Origin of the sequence: Micromonospora noduli, assembly GCF_003264365.1 — a bacterium.
In the GTDB taxonomy this organism is placed as follows: domain Bacteria; phylum Actinomycetota; class Actinomycetes; order Mycobacteriales; family Micromonosporaceae; genus Micromonospora; species Micromonospora noduli.
On the sequence record NZ_PYAK01000013.1, the window covers coordinates 1 to 18,479 of the forward strand.

Annotated in this window: 16 protein-coding genes and 2 tRNA genes; 5 read left to right on the plus strand and 13 right to left on the minus strand. The window is 69.3% G+C overall.

The window, feature by feature from the left end; genetic code table 11:
• Nucleotides 1-13 precede the first annotated feature (13 nt).
• Nucleotides 14-89, plus strand: a tRNA-Lys gene (locus GUI43_RS12910).
• A 108-nt stretch (nucleotides 90-197) separates the two neighbouring features.
• On the opposite strand, the gene GUI43_RS12915 is transcribed toward GUI43_RS12910, so the two are convergent.
• Nucleotides 198-668: a TspO/MBR family protein gene (locus tag GUI43_RS12915; protein WP_112698884.1), complete on the minus strand. Its 471-nt coding sequence runs from the start codon at nucleotides 666-668 to the stop codon at nucleotides 198-200.
• A gap of 109 nt (nucleotides 669-777) precedes the next feature.
• Between GUI43_RS12915 and GUI43_RS12920 the strand changes: the two genes are divergently transcribed.
• Together GUI43_RS12920 and GUI43_RS12925 are read left to right on the plus strand one after the other, a co-directional pair.
• Nucleotides 778-1,086: a hypothetical protein gene (locus GUI43_RS12920; protein WP_112605750.1), complete on the plus strand. Its 309-nt coding sequence runs from the start codon at nucleotides 778-780 to the stop codon at nucleotides 1,084-1,086.
• Entirely contained in the window at nucleotides 1,086-3,746 is a 2,661-nt protein-coding gene (locus GUI43_RS12925; RefSeq protein ID WP_112698885.1) for a DUF4132 domain-containing protein, read from the plus strand. Before GUI43_RS12920 ends, GUI43_RS12925 begins: the two co-directional genes overlap by 1 nt.
• 2 nt (nucleotides 3,747-3,748) lie before the next feature.
• Here the strand turns inward: GUI43_RS12925 and GUI43_RS12930 are convergent, their stop codons facing one another.
• Nucleotides 3,749-5,428, minus strand: a complete 1,680-nt coding sequence (locus tag GUI43_RS12930; protein WP_428842207.1) for a Na+/H+ antiporter — start codon at nucleotides 5,426-5,428, stop codon at nucleotides 3,749-3,751.
• Nucleotides 5,429-5,663: 235 nt separating this feature from the next.
• Between GUI43_RS12930 and GUI43_RS12935 the strand changes: the two genes are divergently transcribed.
• Nucleotides 5,664-5,739: transfer RNA gene (locus tag GUI43_RS12935), tRNA-Lys, on the plus strand.
• 7 nt (nucleotides 5,740-5,746) lie between these two features.
• On the opposite strand, the gene GUI43_RS12940 is transcribed toward GUI43_RS12935, so the two are convergent.
• The 8 genes from GUI43_RS12940 to GUI43_RS12975 form a co-directional block, all read right to left on the minus strand.
• On the minus strand, nucleotides 5,747-6,997 hold the full coding sequence (locus GUI43_RS12940; protein WP_249037734.1) for an MFS transporter: 1,251 nt from the start codon (nucleotides 6,995-6,997) through the stop codon (nucleotides 5,747-5,749).
• A 127-nt stretch (nucleotides 6,998-7,124) separates the two neighbouring features.
• On the minus strand, nucleotides 7,125-7,469 hold the full coding sequence (locus tag GUI43_RS12945; RefSeq protein ID WP_112582170.1) for a YnfA family protein: 345 nt from the start codon (nucleotides 7,467-7,469) through the stop codon (nucleotides 7,125-7,127).
• Nucleotides 7,470-7,503: 34 nt separating this feature from the next.
• The gene (locus GUI43_RS12950; RefSeq protein ID WP_112605759.1) at nucleotides 7,504-7,953 is read right to left on the minus strand and encodes a MerR family transcriptional regulator; all 450 of its coding nucleotides are present in this window, start codon (nucleotides 7,951-7,953) and stop codon (nucleotides 7,504-7,506) included.
• A complete protein-coding gene (locus GUI43_RS12955; protein WP_112698887.1) occupies nucleotides 7,950-8,282 on the minus strand; it encodes a hypothetical protein in 333 nt (110 codons plus the stop codon). Before GUI43_RS12955 ends, GUI43_RS12950 begins: the two co-directional genes overlap by 4 nt.
• An 85-nt stretch (nucleotides 8,283-8,367) precedes the next feature.
• A complete protein-coding gene (locus tag GUI43_RS12960; protein WP_112605764.1) occupies nucleotides 8,368-8,820 on the minus strand; it encodes a MerR family transcriptional regulator in 453 nt (150 codons plus the stop codon).
• Nucleotides 8,820-10,319 (minus strand): SulP family inorganic anion transporter, encoded by a 1,500-nt coding sequence (locus tag GUI43_RS12965; protein ID WP_112605767.1) that lies wholly within the window; start codon nucleotides 10,317-10,319, stop codon nucleotides 8,820-8,822. Before GUI43_RS12965 ends, GUI43_RS12960 begins: the two co-directional genes overlap by 1 nt.
• A 230-nt stretch (nucleotides 10,320-10,549) precedes the next feature.
• On the minus strand, nucleotides 10,550-11,533 hold the full coding sequence (locus GUI43_RS12970; protein ID WP_112698888.1) for an aldo/keto reductase: 984 nt from the start codon (nucleotides 11,531-11,533) through the stop codon (nucleotides 10,550-10,552).
• Between the two features lie 87 nt (nucleotides 11,534-11,620).
• Nucleotides 11,621-12,505 (minus strand): aldo/keto reductase, encoded by an 885-nt coding sequence (locus GUI43_RS12975; protein WP_112698889.1) that lies wholly within the window; start codon nucleotides 12,503-12,505, stop codon nucleotides 11,621-11,623.
• A gap of 211 nt (nucleotides 12,506-12,716) precedes the next feature.
• Here GUI43_RS12975 and GUI43_RS12980 point away from each other — a divergent pair, with 211 nt between their 5' ends.
• Complete coding sequence (locus GUI43_RS12980) at nucleotides 12,717-13,592, plus strand: helix-turn-helix transcriptional regulator (RefSeq protein ID WP_112698890.1); 876 nt, start codon at nucleotides 12,717-12,719, stop codon at nucleotides 13,590-13,592.
• Here GUI43_RS12980 and GUI43_RS12985 read toward each other — a convergent pair.
• The 3 genes from GUI43_RS12985 to GUI43_RS12995 all read right to left on the minus strand — a co-directional run bounded on the left by GUI43_RS12985 (nucleotide 13,585) and on the right by GUI43_RS12995 (nucleotide 18,442).
• Entirely contained in the window at nucleotides 13,585-14,307 is a 723-nt protein-coding gene (locus GUI43_RS12985) for a flavodoxin (protein ID WP_211326682.1), read from the minus strand. The two genes, GUI43_RS12980 and GUI43_RS12985, sit on opposite strands and share 8 nt — an antisense overlap.
• Before the next feature lie 322 nt (nucleotides 14,308-14,629).
• Nucleotides 14,630-17,701 (minus strand): efflux RND transporter permease subunit, encoded by a 3,072-nt coding sequence (locus tag GUI43_RS12990; RefSeq protein ID WP_146765898.1) that lies wholly within the window; start codon nucleotides 17,699-17,701, stop codon nucleotides 14,630-14,632.
• 105 nt (nucleotides 17,702-17,806) lie between these two features.
• Nucleotides 17,807-18,442 (minus strand): acyl-CoA-like ligand-binding transcription factor, encoded by a 636-nt coding sequence (locus GUI43_RS12995; RefSeq protein WP_112698892.1) that lies wholly within the window; start codon nucleotides 18,440-18,442, stop codon nucleotides 17,807-17,809.
• Nucleotides 18,443-18,479 lie beyond the last annotated feature (37 nt).

Below are 18,479 nucleotides of genomic sequence, written 5' to 3' on the forward strand. Positions count from 1 at the left end.
CCGTTGCCGACGAGCGCCGCTAGCTCAACTGGCAGAGCAGCGGACTCTTAATCCGCGGGTTCGGGGTTCGAGTCCCTGGCGGCGCACCAACGATCAAGGTCCTGACCTGGTGATTCACACCGGGTCGGGGCCTTTTTTGTGTCTTCGGTACGTCCGGTAACTGGCGGACACACGCGGTACGAGGATGATCTTCCGGATCAACGGTTGGTGTTCAGGCGGACGATGGTGCCGTTGAGGGCGGTCGCGAAGAGCGTCCACGCGGCGTACGGGGCCAGTGCGACGGCCGCGACGCGGTCGGCCCGTGCGGCTCGGCGGAGCAGCACGAGGTTGGAGGCGTTGAGCGCGGCGATTTCGGCCAGCGCGATGGTGGGTCGGTGGGCCTTGAAGAACAGCGCGCTCCAACCGAAGTTGAGGGCCAGGTTGAGCCCGTAGGCGCGGGTGAACGCGGCGCGGTCGGTTCCGCTGGTGCGGTCCAGCACGCGGGCGCCGGCCACCGCGATCAGGGCGTACAGCGGCGTCCATGCCAGCGGGAACGCCACGGGCGGGGGTTGCCAGGTCGGCTTCCGTAGCCGTTGGTACCAGCGTGAGGAGGCGTCGGTGACCGTCGCCCCGGCGGTGGCTGTCACGGTGACCGCTGCCGCGGTCCTGGCCAGGGTTGGTAGTCGCATGCGGTTCAGCTACCCGGCCTGCGACGGATCAATCGCGTCCCGTTCACCGGCCGGCGGGCGGTGCAACGAGAGCGGAACGCTGTCGGGGTGCTCGGTTAGCCTCGGCGCCATGCCGATGATCACAATCGCCGATGAAGTGACCGGAGCGCCGAGCGGTCCTGAGTGGACCATGGACATCTTCGAGGAAGAGGTACGCCTCGGCGAGTTGATTCGGCGGCGGGTCTTTCTGGAGGTCGCGGAGTCCGGCGGGCACGTCGATCCGGAGGAGCGGACCCGGGCGACGCTCGAGGCGTTCGGCCGCAACGGCTTCGTGGTGCTGGTCGACGACCGGCAGGTGACGGCCCTGGACGACAAGGTCCACCTGCACGCGGGGTCCCGGATCACGTTCCTCAAGCTCGTCCCGCTGGTGGGTGGCTGATGGACACGTACGACCCGGAGCAGGCGCTGCGTGACGTGATCACCACGGTCAGGGGGTGGTGCGAGCGGGGCGGTGACGCCCTCAACGAGATCGACGGGCGGGACTTCGTCAATCGGGTGAGCATGGTGTGCGGCTGGGCACCGGACGGCACCGGGCCGGCGCTGCTCGCGGCGCTCAACGACCCGGCCGGACCGTACGAGCTGGCGTCCCCGCAGATCGAACTGCTGCCGGACGCCACACAGCGGGCCGAGGAACTCGCCGCCGCCGTCGCGGCGCTGAATGGTGATGGGGCGGATGACGACCGGCGGGCCGCCGCGGCGATGACAGTGATCGACAATCTGCCGCGGTTACCCCACAGCCGGAACACCTTGTGGGACGTCGCCCGCGGCGAGGTCTGGGAGCGGGCGAAGCAGCTCCTGGCCGTCCAGCCGGTGCAGGCGCGGCAGTTGGTGTTCGACGCATTGGCGGTGCCGGGGCAGGACAGCGACGGGCGCAACGGGCTGATCCGCGCTCTGTGCTCGGCCGGCGGGTTGACTGGATCCGGCTGGCTGGAGCGGCTGGGCGGTCAGGCGTGGCTGGGATTCGGACGGTGGAGCGCGTCGCTTGTGAGCTTCACCCGGGAGTCGCTACAAGCCGAGCACCTCGCCGGGCGTTCGCACCCGGCGGCGCTGGCGACCTGGCGGCGGACGCGGATCGAGCGCGTCCACTCGGACATGGGCGACGAGGACGAGGCGATGTGGCCGACCGTCAACATCGGCGAGCAGTGGGCTGACCGGGCCGTCGCGGACATCGAGGCGATGCCGCAGGAGCGCCGATCCAGGTGGCAGGCGTTGCTTGCCCACTGCCTGCTCGGTGCGGACAAGGCGCGGCCGACGGCCGCCTGGCAGAAGAGCGCCCGGGTTCTGCTCGACGCGGTCGGCGTCGACGAGTTCACCGATCGGCTCGACGACTGGCTTCCGCTGGTGGGTCTGCCGCGCAGTCTGCCGCTGCGGATGACCACCTGCTGCCCCGGTCACATCGAAGATTTCCCGCCGCGGCTGGCCGACCGCCACAACGTCGGGGTGCTGTGGGGCCTGCTCTGGACGCGAGCGATGTGCCCGCCGTCGGAGGAGACCCTGCGCAGCCTCGGCCACATCGCGGAACGGGCCGCCCGCAAGGTTCCCGGCCACGGTCCGTCGAGCCCGAAGCTGGCGAACGTCGCGGTCGCGGTGCTCGTCGACACCGATCACCCCGCCGCCCTCGCGCAACTGGCGCGGCTGGCGTCGCGGCTGACCTACAAGAGCACGCTTCGCATCGTCGAGAAGGGCCTGACCAAGCACGCCGAGGCGCTCGGCATCGGTCGAGAGGACGTCGAGGAGATGGCGCTGCCCGGTTTCGGGCTGCCGCTCGCGGACAAGCTGGGTGACAGCTCGTACGAGGTCGAGGTGCGCGGCGTCGACGCCGTCGTGGTGTGGCGCAACTCCGACGGCAAGGTGGTCAAGGCGCCTCCGGCGCAGGTGCGCAAGGACCACGGCGAGGAGTTGAAGGAGCTGAAGGCCACAGTCGCGGATGTCGGTGCCACGCTGATCGGGACCCGCGACCGCCTGGAAGGGCTGCTGCGGCGCAACCGTACGTGGACCGTCGAGCAGTGGCGGGAGCGGTTCCTGGACCACCCGCTGGCCCGGACCCTGACCCGACGGCTGATCTGGACCGTCGACGGCGTCGCCTGCTGCTGGGGCGGCGACGCCCTGCGGACCGTGGACGACAGGGTGTTCGAGCCCGCCGGCGACGCCACGGTGAGGCTGTGGCACCCGGTCGACGATCCGACCACGGTCCTGGCCTGGCGGGACTTCCTGGCCCGGCACACGATCACCCAGCCGTTCAAGCAGGCGCACCGCGAGCAGTACCTGCTGACCGACGCGGAACGGGCCACGGGGACATACTCCAACCGGTTCGCCGCGCACATCGTGCGCCAGCACCGTCTCATCGCGCTGCTGTCCCGGCGCGGCTGGTCGCACGTTCGACACCGCAACGACGGCGCGAGCTACCAGGACCCCTGGCTGGCCCTTCCGGACTGGGAGCTGCGCGCCGTGCTGCACATCGCCGGGATCGAGGATCAGGGCGACGACCTGATGTTCGACACGATGGGGACCGACCAACTGGTGTTCGTCCGGGGGGAACGTACGCCGGTGCCGCTGGAGGAGGTTCCGGCGGTCGTGCTGAGTGAGGTGATGCGCGACGTCGACCTGTTCGTTGCCGCGGCCGGGGTGGGCAACGACCCGAACTGGTACGACGGTGGTCCCCAGGGCCGGTACCGCGACTACTGGTCGCAGAGCAGCTTCGGCGACCTCACCCCGACCGCTAAGACTCGCCGGGAGGTGCTGGCCGAGCTGGTTCCCCGACTGGCGATCGCCAACCGGTGCACGTTCACCGACCGGTTCCTCGAAGTACGGGGTGACCTGCACACGTACCGCATCCACTGCGGCTCGGGCAACATCCTGATCGCCCCGGAGGATCGGTACCTGTGCATCATCCCCGACTCGGCGAAGGCGAAGGAACCGGAGATGTTCCTGCCCTTCGAGGGCGACAGCCGGCTCGGCGAGATCATCAGCAAGGCGTTGCTGTTGGCCGCCGACAAGAAGATCAAGGATCCGGTGATCCTGCACCAGTTGGCACGTTGACGTCAGCTGGAAGCCCGCCTCGGCAGTAGCAGCTCCTCGTGATCGAGTTCACGTTCCAGGACGCGGAGTTCCTCGTCCGGCAGTCGGCCGGAGTCGCGCCAGCGCACGAGCTCCTCGCGCTGCGCGTCGATGGCTGTCCGCCGGACACGAAGAGCCGTCTCGTACTCCGGTGAGGTGGGCAGCTCGGATGAGCCGCTCTGCTCCAGAAGGTCCAGCCGCCCGCGGTAGCGCGCCAGTCGGGCCAGCAGTTGCGTACGGGTGGTGTTGACGGCCACCACGCTGTCCGGCTCCACGGCGGCAACCTCCTCGAGGCGGGCCAGGGCGGCCTCGACCGCCGCCGAGCGGGCCTCGTTGCGTACGCGGGCCTGGTCGGTTTCGTTGGCGCGCAGGCCCAGCATCCGCACGAGCGGCGCGAACGTCAGGCCCTGCCCGACGAGTGTCACCAGGACGACCACGAAGGTGCAGAACAGCAGGAGGTCACGGTCGGGAAAGGGTGCGCCGCTGTTGGTGGTCAACGGCAGGGTGAAAATCGCGGCCAGGCTGATCACGCCACGGGTGCCGGACCAGCTCAGTGCCACCACTTCACGGGAGGTGAGCCGGCGGGCGTTGCGGTCAGCGCGCTCGATCCGCCGGGCGCTCCCGGGTTCGTCGGGGTCGTACTGCTCGGAAATGCCGCCCAGCCGGGTGTGCAGTGACCGCGGGAGGGACTGGGTCATCACCAGCCACGCGGGGCGCAGCAGGAGCACCACGCCGACCGATACCGCGACAGCGATGAAGATGGTCGACGTGTCGTACTGACGTAGGCCCTTGACGACTTCGGGAAGCTGCTGGCCGATGAGCAGGAAGACGAAGCCTTCGAGGAGGAAGTCGACCAACCGCCACACCGCGCTGGTCTGCAACCGGGCGGCCCCCGAGGTGAGCTGCGGCGTCTTGTGACCAACGATCAGCCCGGCGATAACCACGGCGAGCACCCCGGAGACGTGCAGTTCCTCGCCCAACAGGTAGGCCACGAACGGTGTCGCGAGCGAGATGGCATTCGACAACAGTGGGTCCGCGGTGAACGGTCGGGCCAGACGTACCAGCCAGGCCACGGCCGCTCCCACTGCGACCCCGCCGACCGCCGCCAGCACGAACTGGGCAACAGCGGACGGAAACGAGAACTCACCACCCACCGCGGCGGCCACCGCGACGCTGAGCATCGTCAGCGCGGTGGCGTCGTTGAGCAGCCCCTCGCCCTGAATGATCGTGACCATCTTCGGTGGCAGGTTCACTCGGCGGCCCACCGCCAGGGCGGCCACCGGGTCGGGCGGCGCGATGGCGGCGCCGACCGCGATCCCGGCAGCGAGCGTCGCCCCGGCGACGAACAGGTGGAACCCGATGCCGACCAGTACCCCGGTGAGGAGCACCAGCAGCACGGACAAGCTGACCACGATGCGCAGGTTCCGGCGAATGTCCAACAGTGAGGAGTCCAGTGCGGCGCTGTAGAGCAACGGCGGCAGCACGATCATGAGCACAAGGTCGGGATCAAGGCCGATGTTGGGGCCGGGGAGCAGCGCGTACACGATGCCGATGAGCGGCAGAAGCGCCGCGGCCGGCAGACCGGTGCGGGCCGCCACCCACCGCACGACGACGATGACCGCGACAGCGGCGAGCACGAACAACAACATCGAATGGGTGCTCACCTGGCTACTTCCCCCTGGAGCGGCGCGAGGTTCTTCGGATCCACTGCGGGCTCGCGGCCGAGCCGGCCGTTCGGCGCTGGTCAGCGCAGCAGGCAGCAGTAACGAGCGTACCCGCTTGATCAACCGGACCTGGCCGGCTGCCGGACCCGGCCGGCTGCCGGACCCGGCCGTCGTGCCCAGCACCGGCGACAGCGTCTCCCGGCACCGTGCTAACGTCTCGTCCCGTTGCCGACGAGCGCCGCTAGCTCAACTGGCAGAGCAGCGGACTCTTAATCCGCGGGTTCGGGGTTCGAGTCCCTGGCGGCGCACCAGCGATATTCAGGGGGCATGGCCAATCGGCCGCGCCCCCTGAATTGCGTTCTCCGGCGGGGCAACGCGGATCACGAGTGGACCACGACGTCCCAGCGCCCACACGATGAGCGCGAAGCAGCAGAGCGCCGTTCCCGCGATGGTGACCGCTGTCCAGCCGCCCGCGGACCAGAGCGCGGTTGCGGCGGCGGAGCCGATGGCGGCGCCGACGAAGTTGCCGGTGGCCAGCGCGGTGTTGAGCCGGCTCCGGGCCTCGTGAGAGAGGGCGAACAGTCGCGCCCGGTTCAGCAGGGCCTGCGTCTGGAGGGCGACGTCGAGCATGACGATCACGATGATGACGAGGACGACGGACCGTACGGCGAACGCCGCGACGACGAAGGCTGTGAGGGCCAGTATCCAGGCCGCGCCGGTGGCCGGAAGCGACCAGCCGCGGTCGTGCAGCCGTCCGCCGCGTAGGCCGGACAGGACACCGGCGAGTCCGGCCAACCCGAACAACCCGATCACCGCCACCGGGTACCGGAACGGCGGGCTGCTGAGGAGGAACGTCAGCGCCGTCCAGAACAGCGAGAACGCGGCGAATCCGGTGGCGCCCAGGACCAGCGTCCATCGGACCGCCCGATCGCGCACGACCACCGCGCCGACCGAGGCGATGAGCTGCGCATAGGGCATGCGTGTCCGCGGTGCCAGCGGTGGAATCGCGCGGTGGAGCACGATCGCGAGCAGGACGGCGAGGACCGCGGCGAGGGCGAAGATCGTCCGCCACCCGGCGGCGTCGGCGACGAGGCCGCTGATCGTGCGGGAGGCCAGGATGCCGGTGAGGGTCCCGGATCCGACGACGCCGACGATCCGACCGCGCTGGGCGTCGCCGGCAAGGTCTCCGGCGAGCGGAGTGAGGATCTGCCCGGAAATCGTCGTCACGCCGAGCACGCCGAGTGCGAGCAGGAGTACGCCGATCGACGGCGCCAGCGCGCACAGCAGCAGTGCGGCGGCCGAGGTCAGCAGCATGATCGGGACGAACCGGCGGCGGTCCAGGACGTCACCGAGCGGTACGAGCAGCAGCACACCGACGGCGTACCCGAGCTGCGTCGCGGTGACCAGCCAGCCGGCCGTCGCGGTCGTGACGCGTAGATCGCCTGCGATGAAGCCGAGCAGTGGCTGGGCCCAGTACAGATTGCCGACGGCCACTCCCGCGGCCAACGCGAAAAGGAACGTCAGCCGGCGGCCCATCCCTGACGGCGGTGCCATGCGGGGTGCTGCCACCCTGCCACGCTACGACCTGGGGCAAAGCCTGTGCCGTGGCGAGGGCTGAGCGTGCAGGACCGCTCTGATGCCCAGGTTCCCGGGTCGAATTGCCAGGGGACTTCGGGCCCGCTGGTCTTCGTGGCGATCAGGAGCCGCCTGCCGAACGCGGCGCGTACATGATCAAGGCGACGCCGATCAGGCAGATGCCGGCGCCGATGACGTCCCACCGGTCGGGCCGGAACTTGTCGACGATCACGCCCCAGGCGAGGGATCCGGCCACGAACACGCCGCCGTAGGCGGCGAGGATGCGCCCGAAGTTCGGGTCGGGCTGGAAGGTGGCGACGAATCCGTACGCGCCGAGGGCGATGACTCCGGCGGCGATCCACCACAGGCCGCGGTGCTCGCGCCAGCCCTGCCAGATCAGCCACGCCCCGCCGATCTCGAACAGGGCGGCGACGACGAACAGCAGGATCGAGCGGACGACGGTCATGCGTGGACCGTACCGGTGTGCCCGCAGCCCCCGATCATGTCGGTGACCTGGCCGAACAGGCACCTCCTGGAGCGATGGTGGCGAAGGGGATGGGGCAGCACGGCTGGCCGGCGCACTCGACGAGGTCGTCGCAGCCGGCCTCCACCGCGGCGCGCAGTGTGCCGGCGATGACCTGCAAGTCAGCGATCTTCGCCTCGACCTCGGCGAGCTTTGCCTGGGCACGGACCCGTAGGCCGGCGTCGGGGTGGCGACCGTGCCGGTGCTGGCCCGCGTCGAGAAGTTCGGCGACCTCGTCGAGGGTGAACCCGAGCCGCTGCGCCGCTTTGATCACCCTCAGCACGGTGACCGCTTCGGCTGGGTAGAGGCGGTGCCCGCCCAGACTTCGGTCTGGTTCGGCGAGCAGTCCGCGGCGTTCGTAGTAGCGCAGCGTCTGCGGGTTCACCCCGGCTGCGGCGGCGACCTGGCCGCTGCGCAATCCGCTCATGCCGTCATCCCGGCCGTGGCTCGTAGCGCGAGCGCGTCGAGGACGTCGACGTGCGCGGCCGGCACCCGCACGTCGAGGCGCAGCGTGCCGGTCTCGGCGGCGAGGGTGAACGAGAAGAACGAGCAGCAGGAGCTTTCCCGGCGGATGAGGTCCCGGGCGGTCGCCTCGGCGGTCGGGTCGAGACGCCACAGCAGTTCGGTGGGGGACAGCCGCTGCTGCGCCAGCAGGGCGGTGGCGAACAGGTAGTCGAATTCGGCCAGCCGCAGCGGCCGTTGTCCGCTCGGCAAGGTGCACGACTCGGGCAACCACGCCTGGGAGTCAGTGGTCATACCGACGACGGTAAGCGTGTACCTGGGTACCGGATGCAAGCCTGACGCTCGGCAAGTTTGCCGACCGGTCGCCACGGCCCAAGGTTCAGACAGGTGGGCGTTCGTGGTGGTCGATTTCGGCGCGGAGCGTGTCGGCGAAACCTTCGGCCGTGGCGAGTTGGTCGCGCAGGGCGGTGACGCGGGTGGTGGCGGCGGTGTGGAACATGGCGAGCCGGTCGAGCAGGGCGGCGCGGTCGGCGCCGGTGGTGGTGTCGAGGGCGTCCAGGACGGTGAGGAGGTCCCGCATCTCGTCGAGGGTGAAGCCGAGGGGTTTCATGCGTTTGACGACGGCGAGGCGGTCGAGGTCGGGTTCGGTGTAGAGGCGGAAGCCGCCCTCGCTGCGGGCGGAGGGAACGATCAGGCCGGCTTCCTCGTAGTGGCGGATGGTGCGGATGCTCAGCCCGACCCGTTCGGCGGCCTCGCCGATCTGCATGAGGCGGCCGGTGGCCGAGCCGGAGCGGTGCTGCTCCGGCTCGGTTTCCCGGCTGGTGGTGGCCATCAGTGGCCGACGCCGAGCTGACCGGCGAGGGTGTCGTGGATGCGGGCGCTGGGCTTGTTCAGTTCGATGATCTCGACGGTCTTGCCGCGGGTGGCGTACTTCTGCGTGATGGCGTCGAGGGCGGCGACGGATGAGGCGTCCCAGACGTGGGCGTGGGTCATGTCGATGACCACCGTCTCGGGGTCGTTCGCGTAGTCGAACTGGCCCACCAGGTCGTTGCTGGAGGCGAAGAAGAGCTCGCCGCGTACCGAGTAGATCCGTGTGGTGCCGTCCGGGTCCAGGACGCTGGTGACCTCGACCAGGTGGGCCACCCGCCGGGCGAAGATCACCATGGCGGTGAGGACGCCGATCACGACGCCGATGGCGAGGTTGTGGGTGGCCAGGGTGGTGGCGACGGTCGCGACCATGACGATCGTCTCGCCGTACGGCATCCGCTTCAGCGTGGCCGGGGCGACGGAGTGCCAGTCGAACGTCGACACCGCCACGATGATCATCACGGCGACCAGGGCAGCCATCGGAATCACCGCCACCACGTCGCCGAGCGCGACGACCAGGACCAGCAGGAACACGCCGGCCAGGAACGTCGAAAGCCGGGTACGGGCGCCGGACGCCTTCACGTTGATCATCGTCTGGCCGATCATGGCGCAGCCACCCATGCCGCCGAAGAAGCCGGTGACGATGTTGGCCACGCCCTGACCCCAGGACTCGCGCGTCTTGCTGGAGGGGGTGTCGGTGATGTCGTCGACGAGCTTGGCGGTCATCAGCGACTCCATCAGCCCGACCAGCGCGATCCCCAGGGCGTAGGGGGCGACAAGGGTGAGGGTGTTCATGGTCCAGGGGATCTGCGGCAGGCCTAGGGTGGGCAGGCTGTCCGGCAGGGCTCCCTCGTCGCCGACGGTCGGCACCGCCACGCTGGCGAAGACGGTGACCAGGGTCAGGACCACGATGGCGACCAGTGGCGCCGGGATGGCGCGGGTGAGCCGGGGGAGCCCCACCATGATCGCCAGGGCGACGGCGACGAGCGGGTAGACCAGCCACGGCACGCCGAGCAGGTGCGGGACCTGGGCGGCGAAGATGAGGATGGCCAGGGCGTTGACGAAACCCACCATGACGCTGCGCGGGATGAACCGCATCAGCTTCGCCACGCCGAGCACGGCGAGCAGGATCTGGATCGCGCCGCCGAGGATCACCGCCGCGATCAGGTAGTCCAGCCCGTGTTCCTTCGCCAGTGGCCCGACGACGAGGGCGATGGCCCCGGTCGCGGCGGAGATCATCGCCGGACGTCCTCCGCAGATCGCGATGGTGACTGCCATCGTGAACGAGGCGAACAGTCCCACGCGGGGGTCGACACCGGCGAGGATCGAGAACGAGATCGCCTCCGGGATCAACGCCAGGGCGACGACCAGACCGGCGAGGACCTCGGTGCGGAACACCTTCGGTGACAACCAGGACGGACGGGACAGACGCGGCCGGTTGACCGCGGACAGCACAGAAGACATACAGCCATTTCCACTCGGGCGTCTCGTGGACGCGCTCAGCTCCGCCCTGGATCGGGCAGCTACCCGCCGACCAGCGACAGGCGGTTGAGCGGCCTCAGGGCGTCATTGCCCGGACGCGTCACACTCGCCGGGGGAGCCAAGCGGCCCCGCCTGAAAGCCGACAGTGAAGCTACCCTTCCGTCAGGGGAGAGTTCACCGAACGTGCTGATCATCACCGCGCGCTCCGCCGATCAGCGCTCGATCACCTGCATCTGCTCGTCGGTGTGGTGGCCGCCCTCGGCGACGGGCAGCGCAGTGAGGGTGGCGACCTGCTTGGGGGTGAGCGTGACGGTGTCCGCTGCGGCGTTCTCCTCCACGCGGCTCACCCGCTTGGTGCCGGGAATGGGAACGATGTCGTCGCCCTGGGCCAGTAGCCAGGCCAGGGCGACCTGGGCTGACGTGGCGCCCACCTGGTCGGCGACGGCCTGCACCTGGTCGGCGATGCGCAGGTTGCGCTGGAAGTTCTCGCCGGTGAAGCGCGGGTGGTTCTTGCGGAAATCGCTGTCGTCGAGGCGCTCGACGTCAGCCGGCGTGCGTAGGGCACCGGTGAGGAAGCCGCGGCCAAGCGGTGAGTACGCCACCAGGCCGATGCCCAGCTCCCGCAGCACGGGCAGAATCTGCTCCTGATCACGCGTCCACAGGGAGTACTCCGACTGCAGGGCGGTGACCGGGTGGACGGCGTGGGCGCGGCGGATGGTGTCGATCCACGCCTCGGACAGGCCGACGTAGCGGATCTTGCCTTCCTGAACCAGGGCCGCGAGGGCGCCCATGGTGTCCTCGATCGGGGTGCTCTGGTCGACGCGGTGCTGGTAGTACAGGTCGATGTGGTCGGTGCCGAGGCGCTTCAGCGAGCCCTCGACGGCGGTGCGGATGTTGTCGGGGCTGCTGTCCAGGCCTCCCGGGACACGGCCGTCGTGGGAGACGAGGCCGAACTTGGTGGCCAGCACGACCTGGTCACGGCGGCCCTGTAGGGCACGGCCGACCAACTTCTCGTTGACGTACGGGCCGTAGATCTCCGCTGTGTCGATCAGCGTGACACCCAGCTCGAGAGCCCGGTGGATGGTGCGGATCGACTCGGCATCGTCGCTGCCCGCACCGCTGTAGCCGTGGGACATTCCCATCGCACCCAGACCGATGCGGGCGACCTCGAGCTGACCCAGCTTCACCGTACGCATGTTTGTCGTCCTCTCGTTCGTTCGTTGAACCGACAACCCGTTGTCCCGCGACATGTGCCTGGTGGGGGACTGCGGGTTCGGGGTGGATCAGGCTTCGGGGATCGGCCTGCCGAAGGTGGCGAGGGTGATGTCGGCGGGATCCGGGCCCCCGCGCTTGCCGGTGTCCAGGGCGTCGATCGCGGCGAGTTGCTCGGCGGTGAGCGCGAAATCGAACACGTCGAAGTTCTCTGCGATCCGCGCGGGCTTCGTCGACTTGGGGATCGCCGAACGTCCCTGCTGCACGTGCCAGCGCAGCATCACCTGCGCCAGTGTCTTGCCGTGTGCCTTCGCAATGTCACCGATCACCGGATCCTGCAGGGTGCTGGTGTGCTCGCCGTCGCGGTAGAAGGTGATGCCGCCGATCGGCGACCAGGCTTGCGACAGGATGCCGTGTTGCGCGGCGAAGGCCTGCACCTCACGCTGGGCGAAGTAGGGATGCACCTCGATCTGGTTCACCGCGGGCACGACGGTCGCCTTGTCGAGCAGCGCGGTCAGGTGATCGACCATGAAGTTGCTGACTCCGATGGCGCGGACCCTGCCGTCGGCCAGCAGCTTCTCCAGAGCCCGGTACGCGTCCAGGGTCCGATCGAACTCCGACGGCAACGCCTGGTGCAGGATCAGCAGATCGATCTGCTCGACGCCGAGTTTGGCGGCGCTCTTCTCGAATCCGTGCAACGTCTGGTCGTACCCGTAGTCGTTGATCCAGATCTTGGTCTCGATGAAGACCTCGGAGCGGTCGATGCTCGACGTGGCGATCGCCTCGCCGACCTCACGCTCGTTGCCGTAGGCGGCCGCGGTGTCGATGTGTCGGTATCCGGCCGACAACGCGGCCTCTACCGCGGAGCGGGTTTCCTGCGGAGGTGTCTGGAAGACACCGAGACCGACGGCGGGAATCTCGACGCCGTTGTTAAGCGTCAGCTGCGGGGTTGGCATGACAGCTAGTCCTTCCGATGCCGGGGCCCGTGCGGGTCTTACTTTCAACAGCAGATACCGCAGTCAGGTTTCCGGGGAGACCTTGCTCAAACGGGTACTGGCAGAGTCCCCCACCCCAGGTTTGGTCGCCGGGCGGTCGAGCATGAACCACCGTCGTGAGGGGTACCGCCAGGGACCCCCTCATGCCGGCCGTGATGCCTAGCCTGGGCATATGGACAACCGCAGCGAGGTACGGGCGTTTCTCACCTCCCGCCGAGCCAAGGTCAGCCCGGAGCAGGCCGGCATCCCCGCGTACGGCAGTCGCCGCGTCGCGGGGCTGCGCCGCGGTGAGGTGGCCGCGCTGGCCGGTGTCAGCGTCGAGTACTACACCCGCCTCGAACGTGGCAACCTCGCCGGCGCGTCCGACAGCGTCTTGGACGCCATTGCTCGTGCGCTGCAGCTCGACGACACCGAAACCGCTCACCTGCACCATCTCGCCCGCGCCGCCGGCCCTCAACCTGCGCGCGGCCGCGCCCAGCGCGACAAGGCCCCGGAGATCCGGCCGGCGATCCGCCGAGTGCTGCACTCGATGACCGGTGTGCCGGCGTTCCTGCGTAACCACCGCTTCGACATCCTGGCGGCGAACCCGCTGGGCATGGCCCTCTACGCGCCCATGTTCGCCGCGAACGCGGCGCTGCCGGCGAGCTCGATGCGGTTCACCTTCCTGGACCCACACGCACAGGCTTTCTACCCGGAGTGGGCGCAGGTGGCCCGCTCCGCCGTCGCCGCGCTCCGCATCGCCGCCGCGCAACACCCCGAAGACCAGCAGCTGATGAACCTGATCGGTGAGCTGTCGATGCGCAGCGAGCCCTTCCGTGCCTGGTGGGCCGCCCAGGACGTCTACGTCCACCGCCACGGCAGCAAGCGCTTCCGCCACCCGGCCATCGGCGAACTGGACCTGGCCTTCGAAGTGCTCGAGCTGCCCGGTGACGCTGCCCTGACGGTCCTGACCTACTCCGCCGAGCCGGGCACCGGCTCCGGTGACGGCCTGGAGCTGCTCGCCGCCTGGGCCGCCGCGCAGGAAGGCGCGGCTACCCGGATCAGCTGAGCAGGCCGATGCGGCGCAGCCAGGCCGCGACGTCGGGTTCGGCGTCGGCGACTTCCTCTCCGCGCACAGCGAGGCCCTCCCCGATCGTCGCGCCCCGGCAGATGGCGGCGTAGTCGCGTTCGGTGGTCCCCAGCCCGCTCATCGCGTGGGTGGTGAGCGGGTGGACGATCCTACCGCTGAAGTCGAGGCCCTCGACGAACGTCGTCATGATCATCGGTGCTCGGACGTTCCAGATTGGGCTGCCGAGCAGGATCGTGTCGTAGCGTCCGATCGAATCGAGTGGGTTGGCGATCGCCGGGCGGGCGTTCGCGTTCTGTTCCCGCACGTTGCGCGCGACGGTCGGCTCATAGTCGTCGGGATAGGGGTCGGCGGCCTCGATGCGGTGCACGGCGCAGCCGGTGAGTCGGCTGATCATGCCCGCCACCACCTCCGTGTTGCCGATGGTCAAGCGCCGGCGACCGCCGTTGAAGTAGTTTTCCCCTGCGCGGGAGAAGTAAGCCAGCAGCACCCCGCCGGCGGACGGCGAGGCGGGGGTCGAGGCGCTGCGCGATGCGCTGTCGGCCGGGGTGGAGGCCGGCGATGGGGCAGCGCGCGGTGAATCGGCGCAGGCGCTCAACATCGGGCCGGACGCCGTCGCGGCAGAACCGAGCAGGACGCCTCGCAGCAGCGCGCGGCGCGGGTACGCGTTCCTCGCATCCATCAGCCCTCCAAGCACCTTCTCGTCGTCGCGACAGGCGTGTGGCTCGCACTTCCATGCAACCCGTGATCTGGAGGGTCAGGGAGCCCCTGCTGAAAGGGGTGATGGCAGAAACCCCCATACGCCAGCAGCACCCATGCAGGACCCGCTGCGGCCCGGTATAGGCCGTGCTGCCTCCCACACCTGGTCAGCCGGCATTTCGGGTGAGGTCGACCATCTCGGGATGGGGTCCATTCGCCTACTGTTCCTGCGAGGCCTGGAACGTCACTGAACCTGGAAACGCCACTGAACCTGACGCCACGCGTTGCCGGCGCCCGGAGACGCCGGCAACGCCCCTGGGTCAGTTGGCGTGGGTCAGGCGTGTGGTGATGCGCAGGCCCGTGAGGGTGTCGTTCATCCACGGCACCCGCTCGCGGTGCAGACCTGCGGACATCTGGTCCGCCCACACCTCGTACCGCTGCATGAGCGTGTTGGCGCGGGACCGCGCGCTGGTGATCAGACAGTCACCCAGTGGGTCACCGGGAAGGTTGGACGAGTCGACAGCGGGCTCGCAGGGCACCTTGAGGCTGACCTGGTCGCGCAGTGGGCGGCTGGGGTCGAGCGAGCACGGCGTGGGCCCGCAGAGGGTGTAGTTCCCGCTCGCCTTGGCGTAGGCGTTACCGATCTTGGCGTCCGTCGGCATGTTCACCGGAATCTGGTACTGCCCGAACAGGTTCGCGGACAACACGTCGTCCGAGTCGAGGGCGTTGGGCAGACCCAACCGGGTGTACGCCTGGAGCAGCCGCGCCGCCGTGTTCACCTTCTTCAGGGCGGTGGGCACCGGCCCGCTGACCTGGGTGCTCTGGTCCCGTACCCGGTCGTACATGGACTTCTGCCGGGCCTGGAGGAAACCGCGCAGGGTCGGGGTCAGCGTGGTGTCCAGCGCCGTGTTGTTCACGACCGTCGCGCCGCTCGCGAAGGCGTACCGGCCGGACGGCCACTTCGGGGTCAGGCCCTGCTCGGGCGTGGTCTCGCTGTCACAGTTGAAGAACTCGCAGTCGACCTGGTAGACCTGCTCGTCGGGCCAGGTGTAGTCGGCGGTCCGGGAGTTCTGCCAGGCCGTGGACGAGTTCAGCCGGAACCGGCTGTGGATCTGCAACCGCAGCTTGCCGTAGTGGCGGATCACTCCGGTGCCGTAGCCCGTCGTACGTGTGTAGACCCAGCTCGGCGTGTAGCAGTGGCCGACCTCGGGCAACTCCCGTACACCCGCCGGCGGCTCGTCGAGGCGCGGCGTGTACGCGTACTGGAGTGCTCGCACCATGTTCGACATCAGGTCGTAGCGAACGTTGCTGGGCCGGTCGATCTGCCTGGTGCCGCTGCACGAGGGCACCGTCGTCTCGTCGGCCTTCGCCGGCGCCGGCGCGAGTGGCTTGTCGGTGTCCCAGAACAGGTCGTAGTTCTTGGGCGTCTTCACCTGTACGCCGTTGGCGTCCGGCTCGTAGCGGACCTGGACCTCGTTGGTCCGGAAGGCGGCCAGCGCTGTCGACAGCTCATTGGTGGCGGCGACGTACTCGTTGACCAGCCCTGTGATCAGGCCGTTGGCGTTGCCGTTGGCCGGTCGACCGAAGCTGGCCGCGAGGTCGGCGATGCGGGTGCCCTCCGCCTCGATCTGTGCGGCGCGGCCGGCGCTGACCTGGGCGGCGTACGTCGGGTTCTGCAGCATCAACATGGCGTACGACTGCGCGCCGAGGTTCCACACCGTCGGGTTGCCGACCGGCGTCGACGGTTCGACCATCGAGGGGTCACGTCCGCTGGCGACCCGAGCCAGGTAGTTGATCGACCGGGCCTCGCCGAAGCTGTTGAGCGCTGTGGTCGGGTCGACCGCCGGGTTGTCGGCGTCGGTCCGGGGCACCACGAAGGCGGCGCCGCTGGCCAGCTGTGTCGAGGTCAGGTGGAACTCGTTCTCCGGGCCGACGAACTCGCCGTACGTCGGGATCGGTTGACCGAAGTTCTCCAGGTAGCCGATGTACTTGTTGATGTCGGCGCGGGCGTCGTGCAGGGTGGCGTCGCCGATCGCGGCCAGCACTGTGGCGGCGATGTCCTCCAGGCGCAGGCCGAGCTGGGCGACCTGCTGCTGGACGAGGGTGATCTGCGCGGTGTTGCCGGCGATCGCGGCGTTCAACTTGTCGAACTGGGCCATCATGTTCGCGTACACCGTGTTGATCTGGGCCTCGACCCGCGCGAAGCTGGCGCGCATCTCGTCGCCGAGGGCCCGCACCTCGTCGCGCAACGCTTTGACCTGGGCCAGGATCTGTGCGTCCAGCGACGGTCCGCTGCTGCCGAAGAGCCCGACGATCGACATCACGGCACCGAAGACGTTGCCGGTCATCGCCAACGTCGCGGTGCTGAAGATCGAGCCCGCGAGCCCGCGGCCGGTGATCGCCGCCGCGTACTTGGAGATCGCGCTGATCGTGGTGAGGACCGCCTCCCCGATCACCTTGGACTTCTTGCCGGCGGCGGGGTCGGCGAACCCGATGATGGTGGAGACCATGCCCACCCCGGCCTTGATGTCGGAGATCGTCTGCTGCCGATCCTTGTCCCGGTCCTCGGCGGCCTTCTTGGCCGCCGCGGTGCACGCGGCGCTCGGCGGCCCTTCCGGCGGGCACTTGCTGTTGTTCTCGCCGATCTCGAGACGGATCTCCAGGCTCAGGCCGAGCAGCTCAGCGTGCAGGGAGGCCAGCTGCTGCTTGGCCGCCGCGACGTACGCCACCGAGTCGTCCCGCAGCGCCAGGATCGCGTCGAGGTCGACATGCGAAAGTCCGGGATCCTGCCGGAGCTCCTCGTAGGTGTTGGTGATGTCCACCCCGATCGGCTCGCCGAGGACGGCGTTCCAGGCGGTGGCGACGGAGGCGCTGGCTGCCGCTGCATGTCGGACCGCGGACCACACCGCGGCGAGAGCGTCGTCACGGCCGCGCAGCCACTGGGCGGTCCGCAGCGCGCCGGAGGCGAGTTCCTCGCGGGTGTCCCACGGCTCGACAGTCTTGCCGATCACGGCCCCGACCAGGCCGGTGATCTCCGGCGAGGTTCGGGTTTCCCCGCCGGGCGCGCCGAGCAGGATGTCGACGGACTTGAGCAGCAGGTCCTGTTCCGGCAGCAGGAGGTCGAACGTGGTCAGCGATTCGTCGAGCAGCTGCTGGCGTGCGGTGAGCTGGGTCTGTGCCTGTTCGGCCGTGGCGTTCGGGTGCAGACGGTGCCACTGAGCGAACTCGGCCGACAGCACGACGGTGGTGATCCGAGCGGCGCCCTGGAGATGGATCTCGGCGACCTGGCCGAAGGCCCGGTCGGTGAGCGCTGCCTGAGGGACGGGGACGGGGACGGGATCGGCCGACGCGGGCTCACCGGAGAGCACGCTTGCCGCGGTGACAGCGATCATCGCCAGCACGGCAGTCCCGCGCCTGGTGCGCGTGGAACGTTTTATTGTCATGCCGCGAACGTATTGAGCAGCCTGAAAGGGCGCGGAAACCGCGCTGACTCGCGCTCAGCCGGCGGCGGGTGACGCGGCGGGCGCGTCGAGGGCCGGCGCCACGACGGCGAACGCCTGGTCCATCAGCTTGGCCAGGTGCTGCTCATCGTCGCCCGGCTGCCACCGCTGGAGCACCGTGTCGAGTGCCAGCAGTGCCATCCCGGCGGCCATCCGTGGGTAGGGGTCGGTGTGCGGGTCGAGGCCGCTGCGGTTGGCCAGCTCGGCGGCCAGTTCGGCGCGCCACTCGATCTGGCGTTCCAGCCAGCGGGCGTGCAGGGCGGGGGTGTCCAGGATGAGACGGACGACGACCCGGGCTCGCTCGGAGTGTTCCGGGTGGTCGTTGCAGGCGGCCAGCGGCACCCAGAGGGCGTGCCGCAGCGCGACCGACGATGGCTCGGCGGGTGGCCGGGTCGCGAGTTCGGTGATGATGTCCGCGCTGGTGTCGGCCAGGAACCGGACGACGACGTCCTCCTTGGACGCGAAGTAGCGAAAGAAGGTACGTCGCGACATGCCGGCCGCCGCCACGATGTCGTCGACGGTCACCACGTCGAAACCCTTGGTCGCGAGCAGCATCAGGGCGGCGTCACGCAGCTCGTCGGCAACGAGCTGGCGTTTGCGTTCGGCCAGGCTGTTGTCCGCACGAGCTCTCATCCGTCGATGCTACGTCATGTGGTGCTACGGCATGCCT